19 protein-coding genes and 1 pseudogene are annotated in these 18,249 nt (G+C 51.0%); 12 read left to right on the top strand and 8 right to left on the bottom strand.

Annotation, left to right across the window (positions count from 1 at the left end):
- The first annotated feature begins 59 nt into the window (after window positions 1-59).
- Window positions 60-371: a flagellar hook-basal body complex protein FliE gene (fliE, locus tag VRC33_RS13505; RefSeq protein ID WP_338564300.1), complete on the top strand. Its 312-nt coding sequence runs from the start codon at window positions 60-62 to the stop codon at window positions 369-371.
- 416 nt (window positions 372-787) lie between these two features.
- On the opposite strand, the gene VRC33_RS13500 is transcribed toward fliE, so the two are convergent.
- Entirely contained in the window at window positions 788-964 is a 177-nt protein-coding gene (locus tag VRC33_RS13500) for a hypothetical protein (protein WP_338556649.1), read from the bottom strand.
- Window positions 965-1,362: 398 nt separating this feature from the next.
- Entirely contained in the window at window positions 1,363-1,920 is a 558-nt protein-coding gene (locus tag VRC33_RS13495; RefSeq protein ID WP_338556648.1) for a LexA family transcriptional regulator, read from the bottom strand.
- 351 nt (window positions 1,921-2,271) lie between these two features.
- Here VRC33_RS13495 and VRC33_RS13490 point away from each other — a divergent pair, with 351 nt between their 5' ends.
- The 6 genes from VRC33_RS13490 (at window position 2,272) to VRC33_RS13465 (ending at window position 6,412) form a co-directional block, all read left to right on the top strand.
- Window positions 2,272-2,637: an antiterminator Q family protein gene (locus tag VRC33_RS13490; protein WP_338564299.1), complete on the top strand. Its 366-nt coding sequence runs from the start codon at window positions 2,272-2,274 to the stop codon at window positions 2,635-2,637.
- A 239-nt stretch (window positions 2,638-2,876) separates the two neighbouring features.
- A complete protein-coding gene (locus VRC33_RS13485; protein ID WP_338556646.1) occupies window positions 2,877-3,344 on the top strand; it encodes a lysozyme in 468 nt (155 codons plus the stop codon).
- The gene (locus VRC33_RS13480; protein WP_338556644.1) at window positions 3,341-3,688 is read left to right on the top strand and encodes a hypothetical protein; all 348 of its coding nucleotides are present in this window, start codon (window positions 3,341-3,343) and stop codon (window positions 3,686-3,688) included. The genes VRC33_RS13485 and VRC33_RS13480 overlap by 4 nt, the downstream gene beginning before the upstream one ends.
- Window positions 3,685-3,978: a hypothetical protein gene (locus tag VRC33_RS13475; RefSeq protein ID WP_338556642.1), complete on the top strand. Its 294-nt coding sequence runs from the start codon at window positions 3,685-3,687 to the stop codon at window positions 3,976-3,978. Before VRC33_RS13480 ends, VRC33_RS13475 begins: the two co-directional genes overlap by 4 nt.
- 274 nt (window positions 3,979-4,252) lie before the next feature.
- The gene (locus VRC33_RS13470; RefSeq protein WP_338556640.1) at window positions 4,253-6,004 is read left to right on the top strand and encodes an amylovoran biosynthesis protein AmsF; all 1,752 of its coding nucleotides are present in this window, start codon (window positions 4,253-4,255) and stop codon (window positions 6,002-6,004) included.
- Between the two features lie 141 nt (window positions 6,005-6,145).
- Window positions 6,146-6,412 (top strand): hypothetical protein, encoded by a 267-nt coding sequence (locus tag VRC33_RS13465; RefSeq protein WP_338556638.1) that lies wholly within the window; start codon window positions 6,146-6,148, stop codon window positions 6,410-6,412.
- A gap of 70 nt (window positions 6,413-6,482) precedes the next feature.
- On the opposite strand, the gene VRC33_RS13460 is transcribed toward VRC33_RS13465, so the two are convergent.
- Window positions 6,483-7,877 (bottom strand): diguanylate cyclase, encoded by a 1,395-nt coding sequence (locus VRC33_RS13460; protein WP_338556637.1) that lies wholly within the window; start codon window positions 7,875-7,877, stop codon window positions 6,483-6,485.
- 420 nt (window positions 7,878-8,297) lie between these two features.
- Entirely contained in the window at window positions 8,298-8,621 is a 324-nt protein-coding gene (locus VRC33_RS13455; protein WP_338556636.1) for a DUF6388 family protein, read from the bottom strand.
- A gap of 140 nt (window positions 8,622-8,761) precedes the next feature.
- On the opposite strand from VRC33_RS13455, the pseudogene yedD reads away from it, so the two are divergent.
- Both yedD and VRC33_RS13445 read left to right on the top strand, forming a co-directional pair.
- Window positions 8,762-9,151: pseudogene (yedD, locus tag VRC33_RS13450) on the top strand (lipoprotein YedD); the annotation flags it as partial.
- A 541-nt stretch (window positions 9,152-9,692) separates the two neighbouring features.
- Window positions 9,693-10,712, top strand: a complete 1,020-nt coding sequence (locus VRC33_RS13445) for an acyltransferase (protein WP_338556634.1) — start codon at window positions 9,693-9,695, stop codon at window positions 10,710-10,712.
- A gap of 39 nt (window positions 10,713-10,751) precedes the next feature.
- On the opposite strand, the gene amyA is transcribed toward VRC33_RS13445, so the two are convergent.
- From amyA to fliD, 4 genes are all read right to left on the bottom strand, one after another.
- A complete protein-coding gene (gene amyA / locus VRC33_RS13440) occupies window positions 10,752-12,239 on the bottom strand; it encodes an alpha-amylase (protein WP_338556633.1) in 1,488 nt (495 codons plus the stop codon).
- Between the two features lie 120 nt (window positions 12,240-12,359).
- Window positions 12,360-12,719 (bottom strand): flagella biosynthesis regulatory protein FliT, encoded by a 360-nt coding sequence (fliT, locus tag VRC33_RS13435; protein ID WP_338556631.1) that lies wholly within the window; start codon window positions 12,717-12,719, stop codon window positions 12,360-12,362.
- Complete coding sequence (gene fliS, locus VRC33_RS13430; protein ID WP_338556629.1) at window positions 12,720-13,130, bottom strand: flagellar export chaperone FliS; 411 nt, start codon at window positions 13,128-13,130, stop codon at window positions 12,720-12,722.
- 16 nt (window positions 13,131-13,146) lie between these two features.
- Window positions 13,147-14,556, bottom strand: coding sequence for a flagellar filament capping protein FliD (fliD, locus tag VRC33_RS13425; protein WP_338556627.1), 1,410 nt, complete (start codon window positions 14,554-14,556; stop codon window positions 13,147-13,149).
- 269 nt (window positions 14,557-14,825) lie between these two features.
- Here fliD and VRC33_RS13420 point away from each other — a divergent pair, with 269 nt between their 5' ends.
- From VRC33_RS13420 to VRC33_RS13410, 3 genes are all read left to right on the top strand, one after another.
- Window positions 14,826-15,782, top strand: a complete 957-nt coding sequence (locus tag VRC33_RS13420; RefSeq protein ID WP_338556625.1) for a flagellin — start codon at window positions 14,826-14,828, stop codon at window positions 15,780-15,782.
- 225 nt (window positions 15,783-16,007) lie between these two features.
- Window positions 16,008-16,979 (top strand): flagellin, encoded by a 972-nt coding sequence (locus VRC33_RS13415; RefSeq protein WP_338556623.1) that lies wholly within the window; start codon window positions 16,008-16,010, stop codon window positions 16,977-16,979.
- A gap of 167 nt (window positions 16,980-17,146) precedes the next feature.
- Window positions 17,147-18,073 carry a flagellin gene (locus VRC33_RS13410; protein ID WP_338556621.1) on the top strand — a complete coding sequence of 309 codons (927 nt, stop codon included), beginning with the start codon at window positions 17,147-17,149 and terminating at the stop codon, window positions 18,071-18,073.
- Window positions 18,074-18,249: the final 176 nt, after the last annotated feature.

The raw sequence follows: 18,249 nt of genomic DNA, 5'->3' as shown, positions 1-18,249 counted from the left end.
GACATTGTGTTAAGTTTTTCCACAACGAAATAAGTCAGTTCAGTCAACCGGAGTAAATGATGTCAATTCAGGGTATTGAGAGCGTTGTCCAACAGCTGCAAAGCTCGGCAATTCAGGCGGGTGGCAGGCAGTCTGATGCCTCGAACCACGTGGATTTTGCGGGTGCGATGAAAGCGGCACTGGATAAAATCAGCGACACGCAAACAGCGGCGCGTGCCCAGGCACAAGATTTTGAGTTAGGAAAACCTGGTATCAATCTGAATGATGTCATGGTCGATCTGCAAAAATCGTCGGTGTCGATGCAGATGGGGATTCAGGTGCGTAACAAGCTGGTCAGCGCCTATCAGGAAATTATGAATATGCAGGTGTAGTGACAGCCCTGGCGTGTGGTCTGTCCTGAGAGGTCAGTTCAGCAGTCGACACGCTATGACTTTTGTCCATTTATTATTGTTAAATCAAACATAAAACAGACAGGCACCTGCAGAAGGTGTTACTGTAAAAACTCAACTTAATTGCTTACGAAGGTTACTATTCCAATTATTAAATTCAAATGCCCGTCATGTCATGGATGTCAGTTCCGCTTTTCTCCCCATAACATCACCCCTAAAAACCCCCATGGTGCTAACTGTATTTTTTGTAAGGCCGGAATGACGGTCAGTTACAGGTTGTTCGCCAGCTAGTTTTCCCCGGATCGAATTCACTTGATTGCCGTGGCCTGAAAGAATACTGAGTTTACCGCCAGTACCCGGCACTGCAATCGGGTTTAACGCTGTTCCCCGCGTCTTTATCACTCAACCCTCACCGATTTAAACACTCTCTGACTACAGCCCGTCAGCTCTGCGGCGATCTTTCTTGCCAACTGTTGATCCTGCCGGCGCTGCGCCACAATCTCAGCCCTGCGAGCTTTATAACGGCTCCGGCTGGTGCCGTGTTCCCGGCCCGGTTTACAGATTATCGTCACCATAAAAACCTCCTGAGCTGATGTTTTTCACTTCATTGCCACTGAAAAAAGTGTGATTCCGCTAAACCCATAAATCGCAGAGATGTATTGCGTATTAAAAACGATAGCCATAGTTATTATTAATATCAATGGCTATCATGAAAATAACTAAGGATATTAAGATAATCCATTGTTTATTATCGATTAATTCTTTTTTTAACGTTTTTTTTACGCATTGTTGTGGCGATTTTATAGAAAGCTTTACTAATCTATTCAGTTGAATCAATACGCCAAAGCCCCTGCACAGGTTAACTGTCGCAGAGGGCGGGATTTCGTGAGGATAAACTGATGATATCTGTTTTGCACAGAGTGTCCGGAGGGCATTACAAGGAAACCATCCTGCATGTGCAGGATGTCAGTACTTACCGCCTTAAATCACGGATCAGGAAGATAGCTACCCCGATCAGTTCTGACTCAGCAGAGAGCTCCACAGCGGGCAATCTGGGGTCGTCAACGGTTAAAAAACCATTGGAGGGGCCTTCAAGATAGCGGTACACCGAGAAGCGAGAATTTACCCTGGCTATCACCAGATCTCCAGATTCTGGTGGTACATCAGTATCAACGATCACAATACTGCCTGCGGTGGCTTCTGAACAGCCGCTGTTGCGGTCAAGAATATAGGCACGCCAGCTCTTCTTCGCCTTTACGCCGTTGGGTGCAGAGACGATCTCTCCCGTTTTGCCTTCTGCCCCCCAAACGGAAATAGTAGTACCACTCTTTACTTTGTCAATGGCACTGATGGCCGTGGCGCCGCGCATCTCTCCTTCGCCACTGGCCAGCCATTGCACATTGACATCAAGCGCTCTGGCAATGTCGACCAGTTTACGGGAGCCTTCCGCTTCCCCTTTGGTCAGACGCCAAATCGTAGGCTGCGATACACCGGAGGCTTTTGCTAAAGCACCCTGGGTAATTCCCATCATGGTCATAGCCATGTTCAATCGGTAGGCGAGAGTATTCGGTTTCATATACCAGAATTTATAGCTAAGCGTATTTTTCGTCAAACACGCTTTGCTATTGACGCCATCGATAGCTATTGCTATTAATTAAGCGTGGGTGATAGCTAAAGGGATTTTTTCAGTGCTATTACCCCGATGATCTCCCGCTCTTTAACAGCCTGGCCGCCCAGCCTAATCGCTGGCAACGTATCCGACTTAGTCGTGACCCAACGCGTTTGTTTCGACGTCTTCAGGAATTCTGTTGATGCCTGCCACGCATGAGGTAACTAAAAGTGTTCCCGTTTCAAGCTTCACCAACCTGATTAAGGAGTTATGATGCGTGACATTAAACTATTACTGGAAATGTGGGGCGGCTGGGCAGCAACGGAACAGAGCGGCGTCAGCTATTCTCATATCGCCGCCGGGTTCCGTGGTCTGGTAAGGTCAGCGCCCTCCCGTCGTCCTCGCTGTAACGATAATGACGGCATGATCCTGGACAGCTGTATAAGCCGTCTGAAAATTAATCACCCTGAAGAACATGCCCTGCTGGTAGCCCACTACCATTACCGGATTTCACTTCGATCTGTTGCCCGCAGACGCCACTGTGCAGACGGCACAATAAGAAAACAACTTCAGACAGCAGAGGGATTTGTTGAGGGAGTTTTGTGTGGTCTGGATATTACTCTGGAATGTGAAAATTAATTTTTTTCAGAAAAAAGTGGTTGCGTACGCAATAACCGTCCTAGTGTGTTAGAAAGGCAATTTCATCTGCATCATCATCAACCGGCAATGCCCGGATAATTAAAATCATCGAAAATTGCGAAACTCACTGAATTCAATTCAGACAGATTTCCTTGCGCTGTTGAAATACTTGGTTTGCCAGGGTTCTTTATTATTAATGGATAACATCACATGCCGTCATTCACTCAAGGGGGTGGGAAATGAGTAAGATTATTCAAATTCTGGCTTATGAAGAGGGGTATAAAGAACGACCCTATATCGACACCGAAGGTTATCCAACCGTGGCTTGTGGCATTGTTATTGGCCCCAAAGATGCCGCGCTGGCTAATTACCAGTTTACCGTTCCAAGAAGTGTGGGTGATATCTGGATGCAAAGAGTGCTGGATGAAAAAATTCAGCAAATGAACAGCCGGCCTGCTTTGGTTGCAGCATTAAAACAATGTAATCCGGCCCGGGCAGATGTGCTTTACAGCATGGCTTACCAACTGGGTGTGGATGGTCTCTCCGCGTTTAAAAATACCCTGGTCATGATCTCCAATGGCAACTTTGAGGGGGCAGCAGAAGGCATGCTGAGCAGCTTGTGGGCGCGGCAAACGCCACAGCGGGCAAAACGCCTTGCGCAGGTGATGCGCAGTGGCACCTACGATGTCTATCAGGGGGTTATATGAAATTTATCCTGTTTTTACTCTTAGTACTCGCGGCGATCCTGCTCATCTGGTGGGTCAAACGGCATGGCAAAATCGAACTGGTTTCCCATTTCAGGCTGCTGTTTAAAACCTGGTCGGTCTGGCTGGCCTCTGCCGGTTCGGCAGTTGGCGCCTGGGTTCAGTCGTTTCCGGATTCCGCAATGAATGCCTGGACCGCATTACCTGGCGATGTAAAGACCTATATTCCGCAACATTATCTCGGTCTGATTGCTTCCTTTATGGTGGCGCTGGCCGTCATGGCGCAGTTTATCCGCCAGAAAACCTTAACCACCAAAGCGCAGGCCATAACGGAGGATAAATCATGAGCACAATCCTCTCGCTGTTCAGCGACGGTTGGCATGTTCTTGCCGCTGTGGGTGTGGTGCTTGCAGCCGTGGTGGCAAGCTGGTTTGGCGGCAAAAAAATCGGCAAGGTGCAGCAGAAGGCGCGTTCAGATGTGGCCTCAGCAAAAGAGGAAGCTCAACGTGTGGCCGTGGTTGCCAATAAACAGGCTCTGGATATTAAGGAGGTTAAAAATGTTCAGGACAATAATAATGTGCTCACTGATGACGCTGCTCGTGACAAGCTGCGCGACTCCCCCTATAACCAGCAATAGTCCGCAAATAAGTACCGATTCCTCCTGTACATTTTTCTCACCTATCCGGACTTACGGGAAAGACTGGCAGGTTATGGATATCAGGACAATAAAAGAAGTTAACGTACACAATGATACCTGGAATAAATTGTGCGCGGAGAAAAAGGAAAAGTAATGCATCTGCTCATAAGGAGGTGGTGATGAGATTTATTCAGGAGCTGTAATTCACTCTTATATTCCCTTAATCAAATTACAATTCAGGCAATCAGCATCCGCTATTGCCCCGGAGGTTATTATGATCGAAGTAAACTCATTTGCTGAATTAAAAACAACCACGCCGTCTAAATCAGGTGAGCTGGCATTACTGCGCCGTTATTACGATAAGGATTCTACTTTCCGTGGCGGCGGTGATTTTGTCGGGTTCCTCGGCACCACTACCCTGGTGGAAGATTCAGGCACGGTGGTTATCGGCAGTGGTTTTTACTGGAAACGTATTGTTCACGATCCGGACGAACTCAACATCCTGCATTTCGGCGGCAAAGGTGATGGCGTAACCGATGACAGTGGGGCTTTTAAACTGATGATGAGCTGGGCGCAAAAGTTTAACTCTACTGCCAAAGATTTGGGGGTACGCTTTCCAGCCGGTAAATTCCTTATCAACCCGATTGATTACACCGGTGAAGATGCCGGCTTCTTTTATATCTACGGCGATGATAACCCGCACGGTGGGGTACCGCGTACCACCATCATCTCCAACAAATCGACCTCGCCAGTCTTCAAGGTGCAGGCACGCCGTGTGGCGATCAAGGGCATCTACTGGAACGGTCAGGCCAGCGCGGATATCACCACCAATAAGGACGCGATTACCGCGTCGATGTGTAGCAACAAGCAGCCTTTCTTTGAAAATACCATCGTTGGCGGGGAGTCGGTGGTGATCAACCGCTTCCGGGCGCTGAACACTGGCGGTACGGTATTCAAGCTGCTGGATACGCTGGATTCTAAATTCGATCAGTTCTATACCTCCACCACCTATGGTCGGGTATTTGATGTGGGCTGGTCTGATACGGCGGCTGGCGCCTGGGATCACTCAACGGCCATTGAGTTGACCAACGCCAACTTCCAGTACGGTTACGGTGATGCCACTCTTTATATGCCCAGAATGACTCAGGGGATCCTGCGCAACGTCTGGATTGAACATACGCGTTACCCTGGCGATCTCAGCGATGGCGGCTGGACGATCGATACGCTGAATATTGAAGATTGCGCCAACCCCTTCAACCTGAGTAATTGCCGCGTTCAGCTACGTCAGCTGGGCCTTCAGTCTGGCAGCAGCGTCAACATGGAGCCTGCTGGCACAACACGCTGGCTGTCAGGGTATGAATATGGCTGGCGTCGTGATGAGCATTTCGGCTCAACCTCAACGGGGTCATTCAAAACGGGCTGGTACAGCGGCTTCAAGGTGACTAACACCTCAACAGAGGATAAATGGTACAAGCTGGGTAAACTCAACATGCTCAAGGATAACCAGCAATGGGTGGTCGAGATGTTAAGTAAAGCCACTAATGAAGTGCTCACCGGTACTGCAGGCAACCCGGTTACCGCGGTTTCATCCTGCATGACCTGGCTGAACATCTCACGCTGCGCCACCGCCATCTATGCCGATATTCAGCACAAGGGGTCACCGGCCGTGCTGGACGTGAAGCTCAACAGGATTGGCCTGGCCTACGCTGAGATCTGGGTGAAACTCAAAGCCGCCAGCGGTGACATGATGTTCAACCTGAAATCGACCGGCCCAACCCGTTTCGAGTCTGGCTCCTGTAACGTCTTTACGCCTGACCTGAGTGAGGTGACCGATACCACCAAAATTGGCACCACTTCACCGAATAAAAGGATGAGTTTCCACAACGGACTGGCAGGGATTGGCGCGAATGAGAAAGGGGTATTAACCGTGGCTACCACCACGGCAACCGCCCCGACCACCACCACGGCGGCAGGCTACATTACCGTTAATATTAACGGTACCGACCGCAAAATCGCCTATTTTTAACCGTTAAAACGCGTCTGGCCGCCAGTGATGGCGGCCTTTTTTGGTGTTTTCTTCGGATGGTTAGCAAAGTGTTAATGAACTTCTGCGTGTTGTCAGGGTCAGAATTGATGAGTGCTTTTTTAACCATACAAGGATAAATGCATGAGTGATAATGAAGAACGCAAATCTCAGACCGAACATGTCCGTGATGTCACCTCTCAGTTAAAAGAAATGCGCCACTATGCACAATCCAATGTGGAAACACTTTCAGCCCACTGGCTGGCATTTGATCAGGGTGAGTACAAACATGATGAGTTTGCCGAAAAGATAAATGACTTGCTGACAAAGCAGGGGAATTTACTGGACGAGCTGGACAAATCCATTCAGGACATGGACATCGAGGCTAACCGCATCGACAACGAAGCCTGACCCGATCGAATCTGCACCACTGCAACCCGCCACGGCGGGTTGTTTTGTTTCTGGCCTTCGCAGGCCGGGTTCAGAGTACAAACTCCGGGCTGACCCGATTTCTGCCGCTGCTTTTGGCGATATAGAGCTGCTCATCCGCGCTTTTGATCGATTCATCAAGGCTGGTGGAATCGGTAATATTCAGCGTGCTGATCCCGATACTTACCGTCACGCTCAAATCCCGGTCGTTAAGAATAATGGTGTTACGCTCAATGCTCTGACGCAGCCTCTCAGCCAGTAAAAAGGCCCGTGGCTGTGAAATTCCCTCAATCAAAACCAGAAACTCCTCGCCTCCCATCCTGCTGATGATCGCGGTCTGTTGCAGTGACTGCCGGATACACTCCACGGTTTTGGCCAGCACGTAATCGCCTGCTGCATGTCCCCAGGTATCATTGATGCTTTTAAATCTGTCGATATCAATAACAAACGCGGCACCGAAGTAGCCCGTCTGTTTGTTCCTGCGCAACGCCAGCGTTTCCAGCTGGCTGGAGAGGCCACTGCGCGTCAGCGCGCCGGTGAGAAAATCGTAGTCTGCACGCCTGGTGATTCTGGCAACCAGTTTTTTATTGGCCGTGGTACTCAGCGCGACGATCAGCGGGCTGATGGTCATGGCCGCCACGCCCAGGCGGGCAGAAGCCAGACTGTCTATGCGAAAGAAATCTTCAGAGCCCTGGATATTAAGCACATTGCCCGCCACCAGAATAATCTCCGTAATCCCCGTCAGTAATGTCAGCAGGCAGGTGAAGAATATGGGATAGCTGATAGCGCACCACATTAGCGCTGGCAGAGGGTAGATCAGGCTGCCGCCGCCGCCGACATAGATCCCCGCCACGCCAGACACCAGCAGTGAAATCACCGGCATCAGGTTACTGGCACGCAGGTCAGTGAAAATCTGGGGCCATTCATCCCGGCGGGGAAGGGTGATAACCACCGGCAGCAGCAGGATCGCCGTGGAGACTTGTTCACAGAACCAGGAGATCCAGCCCTGAACCAGATCATCATGAAAATAGTGCTGACTGGCTAAAGACCCCACAACGGCACAAACCGCCGCTGCAACAATAGCGGTGGGGAACACCCGCAGCAAAGCCTGTAACCGCCGGGGATAAGGACGGGTTAAATAGGGGGACAACAACATGACTCTGCCGGTGGCAATAAAGGCGAGATTGGCCGCATCTAATCCCAGCGAAGCAGCGAACGGCGTGCCATAGAATACATCGGCAGTCACCATGCCGGCATAGATCGCGGACAAACCGGCAAGCGTATCAAGGCGGGGAAAACGAATCAGCAGACCCAGCAGCAGCGCATTACAGGGCCAGAACAGCGAAAGGGCCTGATAACTGCGGCAATGCAAACCCAGCGTCGCTAAACAGAAAGCGAGAAAAAATAATAATACAACCTGGTCAAAAGTAGATTTATTTAAGTGCATTTTTTCTGGCTCTAGGTTCTTACAGGCATACGGCGACTGCACGTTTACGCCCTGTAATGTCCCACTACAGATGACAACAGGTTTCACGTATCGGGTATGAAAAAGCGCGCGGACAACATACGCGACAAGGCAATGCAAAGCAATCGCTTAAGAATATTCTTAATGTACTCAATGTATCACGGAAATTACCCTGACAGGGTGTTCGATCACGGCCAGTTATTTCCTCACGCGGGCACTATTGCTGACAGGCCAATGACCCCGGTTTGCATATATATCGTACCTCGACAGGTTTTTCGAACGATAATATGCTGCCAATTTCTATTTGGGAGCATTCTTAGCCTGACTTATATTAAAAACCGGTGAGTGAATTAAAGGGGTTTCCAGAATAACTGGCCCGGAAAGGGGCCAGAAAATAGCAAATTAAAGTTCGTTTTTAATACAAAATTCTTCCCAGCTCATCCCTAAAGCGGTGGCATGCTCGCGCAGATAGGTTTCAATAGCTTCAGCCGCCACCGCTTTATCGGGTTCAGCTAACTGGATAGCGAACAGCATCCCATCGAGTTTTTTCTCACGGGTGTAAGCGGCGTAGGCACGATCCGCCTGCATCGTCTGCAACTGCGTCTGGCTCATGCCCAGGTTAGAGGCATCCTGCTCAGTAAGCTGGGCAATACCCGTCTTGATCTCCGGATGTGCTTCAAGAAACAGCTCACGGGCCCGGGTGTAATACTCTTCTATGCTTTTCATAAAAAATCCTGCAGTCAGTTTCAGGCGACAGTTTACACGGCTGCGGGTCGGGCAAGGAAGAAGAAAGAACGGGGTTGCTGCTTGCGGTAATTAAGGAGAAATTATACCGTAGCGCCTGACTGCAGAATCAGGAACTGAAAATGAAAAACTGGATGATGATGACCTTTGCTGCCGTAACTCTGGCTGGCTGTGCGGATATACCCAATTACCAGAGCGCGGTAAAAACACCGCCTCCGGCAAATCTGGTGGGAAACTGGCAATCTGTGGGGCCGCAGAAAGGTCTGGTCAGTAAGGACGCGATGGCCAGCCTGATCGTTACCGCTGAAGGTGACACGCTGGATTGCCGTCAGTGGCAGCGGGTGATCGCCAAGCCGGGTAAAGTCACTCTGTTCGACGGCGACTGGGTCAACGTTAATAACCGGGTCCGCGTTATGCCGCTGGAACTGGAAGGCATGCAGCTGCATTACGACAAGCTGGTATTACAAAAAGTGCAACAGCCTACTGCTGAATGCCAGCAGGCGCTGGATAAACAGCGTGCAGCCGCCGCCAGTAAGTCGGGAGCCTCTGCTGCTGCTACTTCTGCCGCTACGGGCTTCAACAAAGCTGAAGCTGACGCCGCTCAAAGCTCTTCCGCTACGGAGAACAAGGGTCCGGCCACTTCCGCTACGGGAAGCATTTCCTCTTCTGATATCAGCGGAACTGACGCCACCGGCGACAACGCTTCTTCACAGTAAACACTCTGAATGCCGGATGCTGCCCGTCCGGACCCTGGCTTAAAAAGGGGCCGGTGGGTTTTTCAGTACCGGCGTCGGTAATAGTGTGACTTAACGCTCACTGGCCTGCCAGGCCAGTCATAACCAGAGTATCCGGCATAATCTCAGTGATTATTCCTGGTAAGTCCGCATTAAAGGCCCGGTACCGCCGGGCGTTTCCCGGCCAGGATTTTCCTGATTGATTTCCCGCTGGATCAACCACTTGGGATCTAATCCTAAATAGACTCTTCCCCGCCATAAATCGTTGCTGCCCCAATTTTTGCTGGATTATAGTCTGCTTTTCGGGCGGAGATTCTCTATGCAAATCCAGAAGCAACACAGCACTTTTATCAAGGGCGTGGCGATCCTGTTTATGCTTTATCACCAACTGTTCTTTTATCCGGAAAGAATGGATCCCACAGTAACGCTGTCACATTTCGCTTATCAGACGCATATCGAGGAGTTACTGGCTGGCTTTGGACAGATCTGCCTGCCGATGTTTTTATTCCTGTCGGGCTATGGCTTCGGGGTGGGCAGGGCCAGAGATGTTGATGGGCTGATGAAAAAAGTCGTGGCTTTTTACTATCAGTTCTGGCTGGTTTTTGTGCTTTTTATTCCCGCAGGCGCACTGTTGTTTAACCAGGACGGTCGTTATGATCTCTCGGTCTCATTGCTGCTGCAAAACCTCAGCGGATTGAACACCACCTATAACACGGAGTGGTGGTTTCTGATCCTGTATGTCGCCTTTGTCTTCAGCCTGCCGGTTTTATACAAACTGAATAACTTTACCCTGATATTCTTATCGGCCGCACTGATGACAGGCTGCACTTTGCTGGATCAGCAGGTGAATTTTGGGGTTTGGCAGCATAGCCTCTGGTATGGCATCTGGCTGTTTCCCTTTGTTTGTGGCCTGGTATTTGCGCGAAACCGGCGGGCTCACTGGCTGACGGTTTCGCGGCTGCGTATTCCGGTCATTTTGGGGGCGCTGGTTGCCGCACCGCTGGCCTGTATCCTGCTGATGGAGAGAGGGTATATGAATATCGGGCTGTGTCTGGTCACGCCTGTTCTGATTTTTCTGCTGGTGGGGGCATACCGTTTCATACCCGGTTTTGTACGGGCTGGCCTGAGTGAAGTGGGGCGCCACTCGGCCTTTATCTGGCTGACGCACGCCTTCTTTTGTTATGACTACTTCCAGCAGTGGATCTACTCGCCCTCTTCTCCGGGATTGATTTTCCTGTTGCTGCTTGCGGTAACCTGGCTATCCAGCGTGCTGTTAACCCGCATTTATAATCTGATGTTGAATAAGCCGGTGCTTTCTGGCCGTCAGTTGCCCTATTGACCAGATTGTCAGCCCCGCCAGCTCGGCGGGGCTGCACCCTTATTCAGTCAGAACCCAGACGCTAACGCTTCCCGCATTGCAACGAAACACGGCAGTGCCTTCCTCATCAGCGGTAACGTTTTCCGTCTGATGCCCCAGATAATCACGCCATGTTTTGCCAGCCAGCTCTTCACCCAACGGCAGCGATTTTTCACCTGCCTCGCCGTTGGAGAGGATCACCACGCAACCTGGCTGCTCTTCAGTGCCGCTGCGGGCAAAAGCCACACAGTTAGGATGATCGAACCATTCAGTCTGCACCCCGTGGGCGTAAAGCTGTCGGGCGCGGATCAGGGCTTCCAGCTCCGGGATCGCCGGCATTTCTATCTTGTGCTCCTCGCCGTCGCCCCCTTCATCCTGATAGGTTGCACCAAACAGATCGGGATAAAACACCGCAGGCACGCCCTGTTCACGCAGCAGAATCAAAGCGTAGGCCAGAGGTTTGAACCAGGATTCCACCGGCGCTTCAAGCGATTGCAGCGGTTGAGTATCATGGTTAGCCACTATGGTCACCGCATGCCAGTGGTCACTTTCGACCAGGGTATTGCTGAAGATTTGAGTGAGGTCATATTCAGCACCTTCGCGTGAGGCAAGGTGAAAATTCATCTGTAACGGGGCATCAAACAGCATGGTTTTGCCCTCTACCTGATGAATATACTGCTGCAACTTGTCCACCTCATGGGACCAGTATTCCGCCACGATAAACAGCGGCTCATCAGCCACTTCCTGAATATGCTCTATCCACTCTTTATAGAACCAGGCGGGGATGTGCTTCACGGCATCCAGACGGAAACCGGTACAGGGAAGCTCGGTCATCATCCAGCGTGCCCAGTACTTCAGCTCCTCGGTGACGGCATGGTTGCGGAAATCGATGTTGGCGCCCATCAGATAATCGAAGTTGCCCAGCTCATCGTCTACCTGATCGTTCCAGCCCTCGCCGGTGTAATCGTTGACGATTTTAAAGACGCCGTTTTCATCGGGATTTTCGATGTGGTCGACACCACTGAAGCATTTGTAGTCCCAGACAAATTTTGAATGCTTTCCTGCGCGGGCAGGGAAGGTAAATTTTGTCCATGCTTCAGCTTCAAAAGCCTCAGGTTCGATCTCTTCGCGGTTGTCCGGATTCACCCGGTTAACCTGCACCTTTTCCTTTTCATCAGCCCCCATTTTGTGGTTAAGCACTACATCCATAATCACCCCCAATTTATGGGATCTCAGCGCTTCCACTGCGGCTTTGAGCTGCTCTTTATCACCATATTTGGTCGCGCGCGTGCCTTTTTGTTCGAATTCGCCCAGGTCGAAAAGGTCGTAGCTGTCATAGCCCACTGAATAGCCGCCGGATTCTCCTTTATAAGCGGGAGGCAGCCAGACATCGGTAATGCCCATTTCGGCTAACTTCTCCGCACGTTCGGCCGCTTCAGGCCACAATTTGCCGCCGTCGGGATAGTACCAGTGAAAGAATTGCAACAGGGTGGAATTAGGCATGTCCATGCTCCGGATTTTTATCAGCGGGGAGAATGAAGTATGGAGGAGGGAGGAAGAAAAGCGCGGGTCAGCAGTAAATATTTTTACCGGCTGACCCGTAGGGAGAGAAAACGAAGCGGCAGAATCCTAAATCTTATTGGGGAACAGAATGTTAGATGACATCTTGCCGTAAGTGCTGCTGATGTTGCGCTGGTTAGAGCTGCTGTCGACCAGATTACGTAACTCGCCCATACGGCCATTGAGTAACGTCTTGACCTGATTTTCGTTTTCGAGGATCTCTTTAATTGCCACGCGAATCTGGCTTTGCAAGCCAACTGGCAACGATGAGGCTGGCAGACTGGTGGTCACCCGTTCTACGGTCTGAAGATAACGCATTTCACAATCAATCAGATCGTCCCACTTGCCCTCAGAGGCCAGAGCGAGCATGGACTGACTCATTTTCAGTAGCTGCTGGTAGCTAACCAAAGTCTCAACGTTACCACTCATTCAGAAGGTATCCTGCGCAGGTTGGGCATTAGGGCCGATTTCTTTCCAGGCGTCCGCGATATTCACCATCAGTGATTCCACTTCTGCCAGGGCCGCCAGATCGTTATGTAGATTGGCCTGCAACAGGCGACGCGTCATATATTCATATAAATCATCAAGATTTGCTGCAATAGCACCGCCTGCCTCGTGATCGAGGCCGGTACGCAGGCCATTGGCAATAATATTGATGGCTTTAGTAATCGCCTGACCTTTACCGGGAATATCTCCCTGTTCAGTCAGGATGCTGGCTTTTTTAATCGCGCTCAGCGCACCGTCAAAGAGCAGCACCACTAACTGATGCGGGCTGGCGCTCAATACCGCACTTTCAACACTGACCTGTGCGTAGGCCTGGATTCCCGATTTAGCGTACATTTTATTCCTCTCTGGATTAACTTGACGTACCAAATTGCTGCGTCAGATAGGCCGCTGTATTGTTCAGCGATGACACCAGTGAACTCAGGCTGGTGAACTGAGTTTTATAACGTGCCATCGTTGCTGTAATGCTTGCCGTAATGGCATCTGACCGCTCGGTCAACTGCTTCAGGGTAGAGTTGATGCCGTCTTCCGCATTCTGTACGGTGCCATCGCTGGCCAGCATCTGATCCAGAAGATTACTGGTCTGCGTGCCAAAACCGGTGGTTTTGCCGTCGCCGGACAGGAAATCGACCACGCTGGAAGGTTTTTCATCCAGGGCTTTATTCAGTTTGGTACTGTCGACGGTCAGCTTGCCGTTGAGATCCTGGGTAATACCAATCTGTGACAGCAGGGAGTAGTCGCCGCCGGTCTGCGAAGTAGAGATCATCGAGCGCAGACGCGTCTGGATGTTACGCAGCGAGCCATCGCCCAGCAGATCGCCGTTGCTGGTGCTCTGTGTATCACTACCCTGATCAACAGAAGTATATTTAGTCTGCGAAGCGATGGTGGTTTGCAGCGAGTTATAGGCATCAACAAAAGCCTGAACCGCCGTGGTCATAGGCGAGTTATCTTTAGCCACCGTCAGTGTTTCTGCCTTGCCGACGTTAGTCGCGGTCAGGTTCAGCGTCACGCCTTCCGGCGCATCGGTCACGGTGTTGCTGCTACGGGTAATGTCCACGCCATTGATGTTCAGCTTGGCATCGGCCGCTGCCACTTTCTGCGTCATACCATTGGTGGTGGTATTGGCGGCGTCACCGTCATAGCTGATGTAACCAGCCAGGGTGCTGTCGGTAGTGCTGACGGTCATCGCATTGGTGGTGCCGGTATCACGTGAAGTCAGTGACAGATAATAAGAGTTGTCATCCGCTTTGATGATACTGGCGGTGACGCTGCCCTGTTTCTTATTAATGGCATCGCGGATATCTGACAGGCTGGTCTGGTCGCTGGAAAGCGTGACTTCCATCGGGTCAGTCTGACCTGCCTGAGAAATAGTAATAGTACGTGAACTCTGGCTTGAATCACCTAAATCGGCGGTGCTGCTGGTGGCCGACTTAGAGAGCAAAGACTGGGCTTTAGCCAGCTGAGAGACTTCCACGGTATAGCTTCCCGCGCTCGCAGTAGTGGCAAGCTTGGCGCTGAAAGCGGTATTGGTGCTGGTCACCTGAGTGCTGGCAATCGCTGAAGTGTTTTTCAGCGCAGCCGCTGCGGTCTGAACTTTTGCCAACGCAGTCTGAACCACGCCCCAAGCCGTTAATTTAGCCTTGTAGGATGATTGCTGAGTGGTAATAGGTGTCAGGCGAGTCTCTTCCGCTGTCTGTAAACTGTCATACAGGGAGTTAAGATCGAGGCTGGTTCCTGCACCAAGTGAGCTTACGCTTGCCATGTTGTCATCCTTTGTTCATTTGATAATCACTGGTGGTGGTATCGGCAGCGACGCAATAAATATTAGGGGCTTTAAAAAAAAACAATCTGCTAAACAGAAGCAGTAAGCAGGCTTACTTCTTCGTTTAGGGAGATTTATCTGAATCATTACATTCGTGTGTAAATTTTAAATGAAACGTTAAAGGTTTTAATGGGGGAGGCGATAACAGGGTTACGGTGAATGGCTCTGGCCACTAACCTGATGCTAACTTCACCTAAAAGGATTCGATCATGGCCGTTATCAACTCAAACACATTATCACTGACTACGCAGAACAACCTGAACAAGTCTCAGTCTTCTCTGGGCACCGCCATTGAGCGTCTCTCTTCAGGTCTGCGTATCAACAGCGCAAAAGACGATGCAGCGGGCCAGGCGATTGCTAACCGCTTTACGTCTAACATCAACGGCCTGACCGTTGCTGCACGTAACGCCAACGACGGTATCTCTCTGGCACAGACCGCTGAAGGCGCGCTGTCCGAGATCAACAACAACTTACAGCGCGTACGTGACCTGACCGTTCAGGCGCAGAACAGCTCTAACTCAGCATCAGACATCGACTCCATCCAGTCTGAAGTTAACCAGCGCCTGTCTGAAATTGACCGTGTGACCCGCCAGACCGATTTCAACGGCATTAAAGTGCTGAACAACACCTCTTCTGACAGCACCAGCTATGACTTCCAGGTAGGCTCTAAAGATGGTGAGAAAATTTCAATCGCCATTGATGGTGCAGCAGGCTGGAACCTGGCGGCGGCAAATGCCGACAAAACGACTTCTGCCCCGGACGCCAGCGGCGCCTATACCAACACCGTAGCGGCTTCAGGTATGGCGCAGGTTAACGGCAACGATCGTAGCGTTGATGCTATCGGTTTTGACGTTCTGCACGGCAGCTTCACTGGCACCACGGCTCCTACCGCTACTGATGCTCTGGCAGACATTGATGCGGCAATTAAATCTGTTGATAACCAGCGTAGTACTCTGGGTGCTTCTCAGAACCGCTTTGAGTCCACCATTACTAACCTGAACAACACCACCAACAACCTGTCCGCGGCCCGCAGCCGTATTCAGGATTCTGACTACGCGACGGAAGTGTCCAACATGTCCCGCGCGCAGATCCTGCAGCAGGCGGGTACATCTGTTCTGGCCCAGGCCAACCAGGTGCCACAGGCAATGTTGTCCCTGCTGCGTTAATCGTCAACGCTCAGTAAATTACGGCCCTGCGGGGCCGTTTTTTTTGTAAAAAATGACTTAAAATCACTAATAAACAGAAGGTTAACTAACAACAAAATATTGTCATCTTATGGTGTGGTTTTTCCAGTAAATACCTAAAGCTTTCTGAAGTGGCGTCGATAATAGGTATACGGTGACAAAGACAACGTTCAGTCGCCACTCTCTTAACTTCTGAAGGAATACATCATGGCAGTAATTAACTCCAACACTCTGTCTCTGACCACTCAGAACAACCTGAACAAGTCTCAGTCTTCTCTGGGCACGGCGATTGAACGTTTGTCTTCTGGTCTGCGTATCAACAGCGCGAAAGACGACGCAGCGGGTCAGGCAATTGCCAACCGCTTTACGTCTAACATCAACGGCCTGACCGTTGCTGCACGTAACGCCAACGACGGTATCTCTCTGGCACAGACCGCTGAAGGCGCGCTGTCCGAAATCAACAACAACTTGCAGCGTGTACGTGACCTGACCGTTCAGGCACAGAACAGCTCTAACTCAGCATCAGACATCGACTCCATCCAGTCTGAAGTTAACCAGCGTATGGAAGAGATCAGCCGCGTAACTGCGCAGACCGACTTCAACGGCATCAAAGTGCTGGCAAGCTCTGGCGGACAGACTTTCAACTTCCAGGTCGGTTCTAAAGATGGTGAAACCATCGGCATTTCACTGGACAAGAGCTCTGGCTGGGATCTGGCAGCGACTATCGACGCCAGCGGTAAATCAACGGCTAACACCGCCTCTACCGACAGCGCTACCATTAACGTCAACGGCACTGCCCGTACTGTTAAGGCGGAAGGTTTTGACGTTATGCTGGGTAAAATTGCCTCTGATGGTAAAGCTGCTGCTACTGGCGTAACTGTGACTGCAGGCGCGATCTCTGGTGAAGTTTCACCCCTGGCTGATATCGATGCTGCAATCAAATCCGTAGACAATCAGCGTAGTACCCTGGGTGCTTCCCAGAACCGCTTTGAGTCCACTATCACCAACCTGAACAACACCACCAACAACCTGTCCGCGGCACGCAGCCGAATCCAGGATTCTGACTACGCGACAGAAGTATCGAACATGTCCCGTGCGCAGATCCTGCAGCAGGCGGGTACTTCCGTGCTGGCCCAGGCCAACCAGGTGCCACAGGCAATGCTGTCCCTGCTGCGTTAATTCTTTCTCAGCAGTCAGAACAAAAGAGGCCAAACGGCCTCTTTTTTTATTTTAAAAAAAACGCGCTATACCCATAAAGTTTATGTGCCATCATCCGATAATTAAAATGACTGGGCAGTGAAGCTCACTGTCTGAACGCTGACATTTTAATTAAAGGAATAAATATCATGGCTGTAATCAACACCAACACTTTGTCACTGATGACCCAGAACAACCTGAATAAATCTCAGTCTTCTCTGGGCACCGCGATTGAGCGTCTCTCCTCTGGTCTGCGGATCAACAGCGCAAAAGACGATGCGGCGGGCCAGGCAATTGCTAACCGTTTCACGTCTAACATCAACGGCCTGACCGTTGCTGCACGTAACGCCAACGACGGTATTTCAATGGCACAGACCGCTGAAGGCGCGCTGTCCGAGATCAACAACAACTTACAGCGCGTACGTGACCTGACCGTTCAGGCGCAGAACAGCTCTAACTCAGCATCAGACATCGACTCCATCCAGTCTGAAGTTAACCAGCGTATGGCTGAAATCGACCGCGTGACCCAGCAGACCGACTTCAACGGCATTAAAGTGCTGAATACCGGCTCTGACACCGGTAAATCTTACGATTTCCAGGTGGGTTCCAAAGACGGTGAAAAAATCAGCATCCAGGTGGGTGCAAGCTCTGGCTTCAACCTGCACCAGGCTTCCGGTGCGGCAAACGCCAACAACTCCGGTGAATTTGTCGCTGCTGCAGATCTGAAGGATAACACCGGCGCAACCGGCACCCGTACCGTGGCCGCCGAAGGCTTTGACGTGCTGGCGGCTTCAGGTGGCACCAGCACCGGTCTGGCGACTATAGATGCCGCGCTGAAATCCGTGGACAACCAGCGCAGTACTCTGGGTGCATCTCAGAACCGTTTTGAGTCGACCATCACCAACCTGAACAACACCACCAATAATCTGTCCGCGGCCCGTAGCCGTATTCAGGATTCTGACTACGCTACGGAAGTGTCGAATATGTCCCGCGCGCAGATCCTGCAGCAGGCTGGTACTTCTGTTCTGGCCCAGGCCAACCAGGTGCCACAGGCCATGTTGTCCCTGCTACGTTAACCGTTTCTGCGGGTATTTTAAGAGGAGCCGCAAGGCTCCTTTTTTGCTGGCATTGATGAGCTGTCAGCGCCGCAGTTTGCCCCACAGGCCGCATGAGGTCGGGCCAGGCCTGATTTTGATCAATTATTTCTAAAGTTTTGTCAGGGAAGGGCGATAAATAGTGTGTAAGGGCAGTC

Source organism: Erwinia sp. E_sp_B01_1 (assembly GCF_036865545.1).
In the GTDB taxonomy this organism is placed as follows: domain Bacteria; phylum Pseudomonadota; class Gammaproteobacteria; order Enterobacterales; family Enterobacteriaceae; genus Erwinia.
Note: the sequence above shows the minus strand (reverse complement) of the source record. Positions and strands in the feature narration are given on the sequence as shown.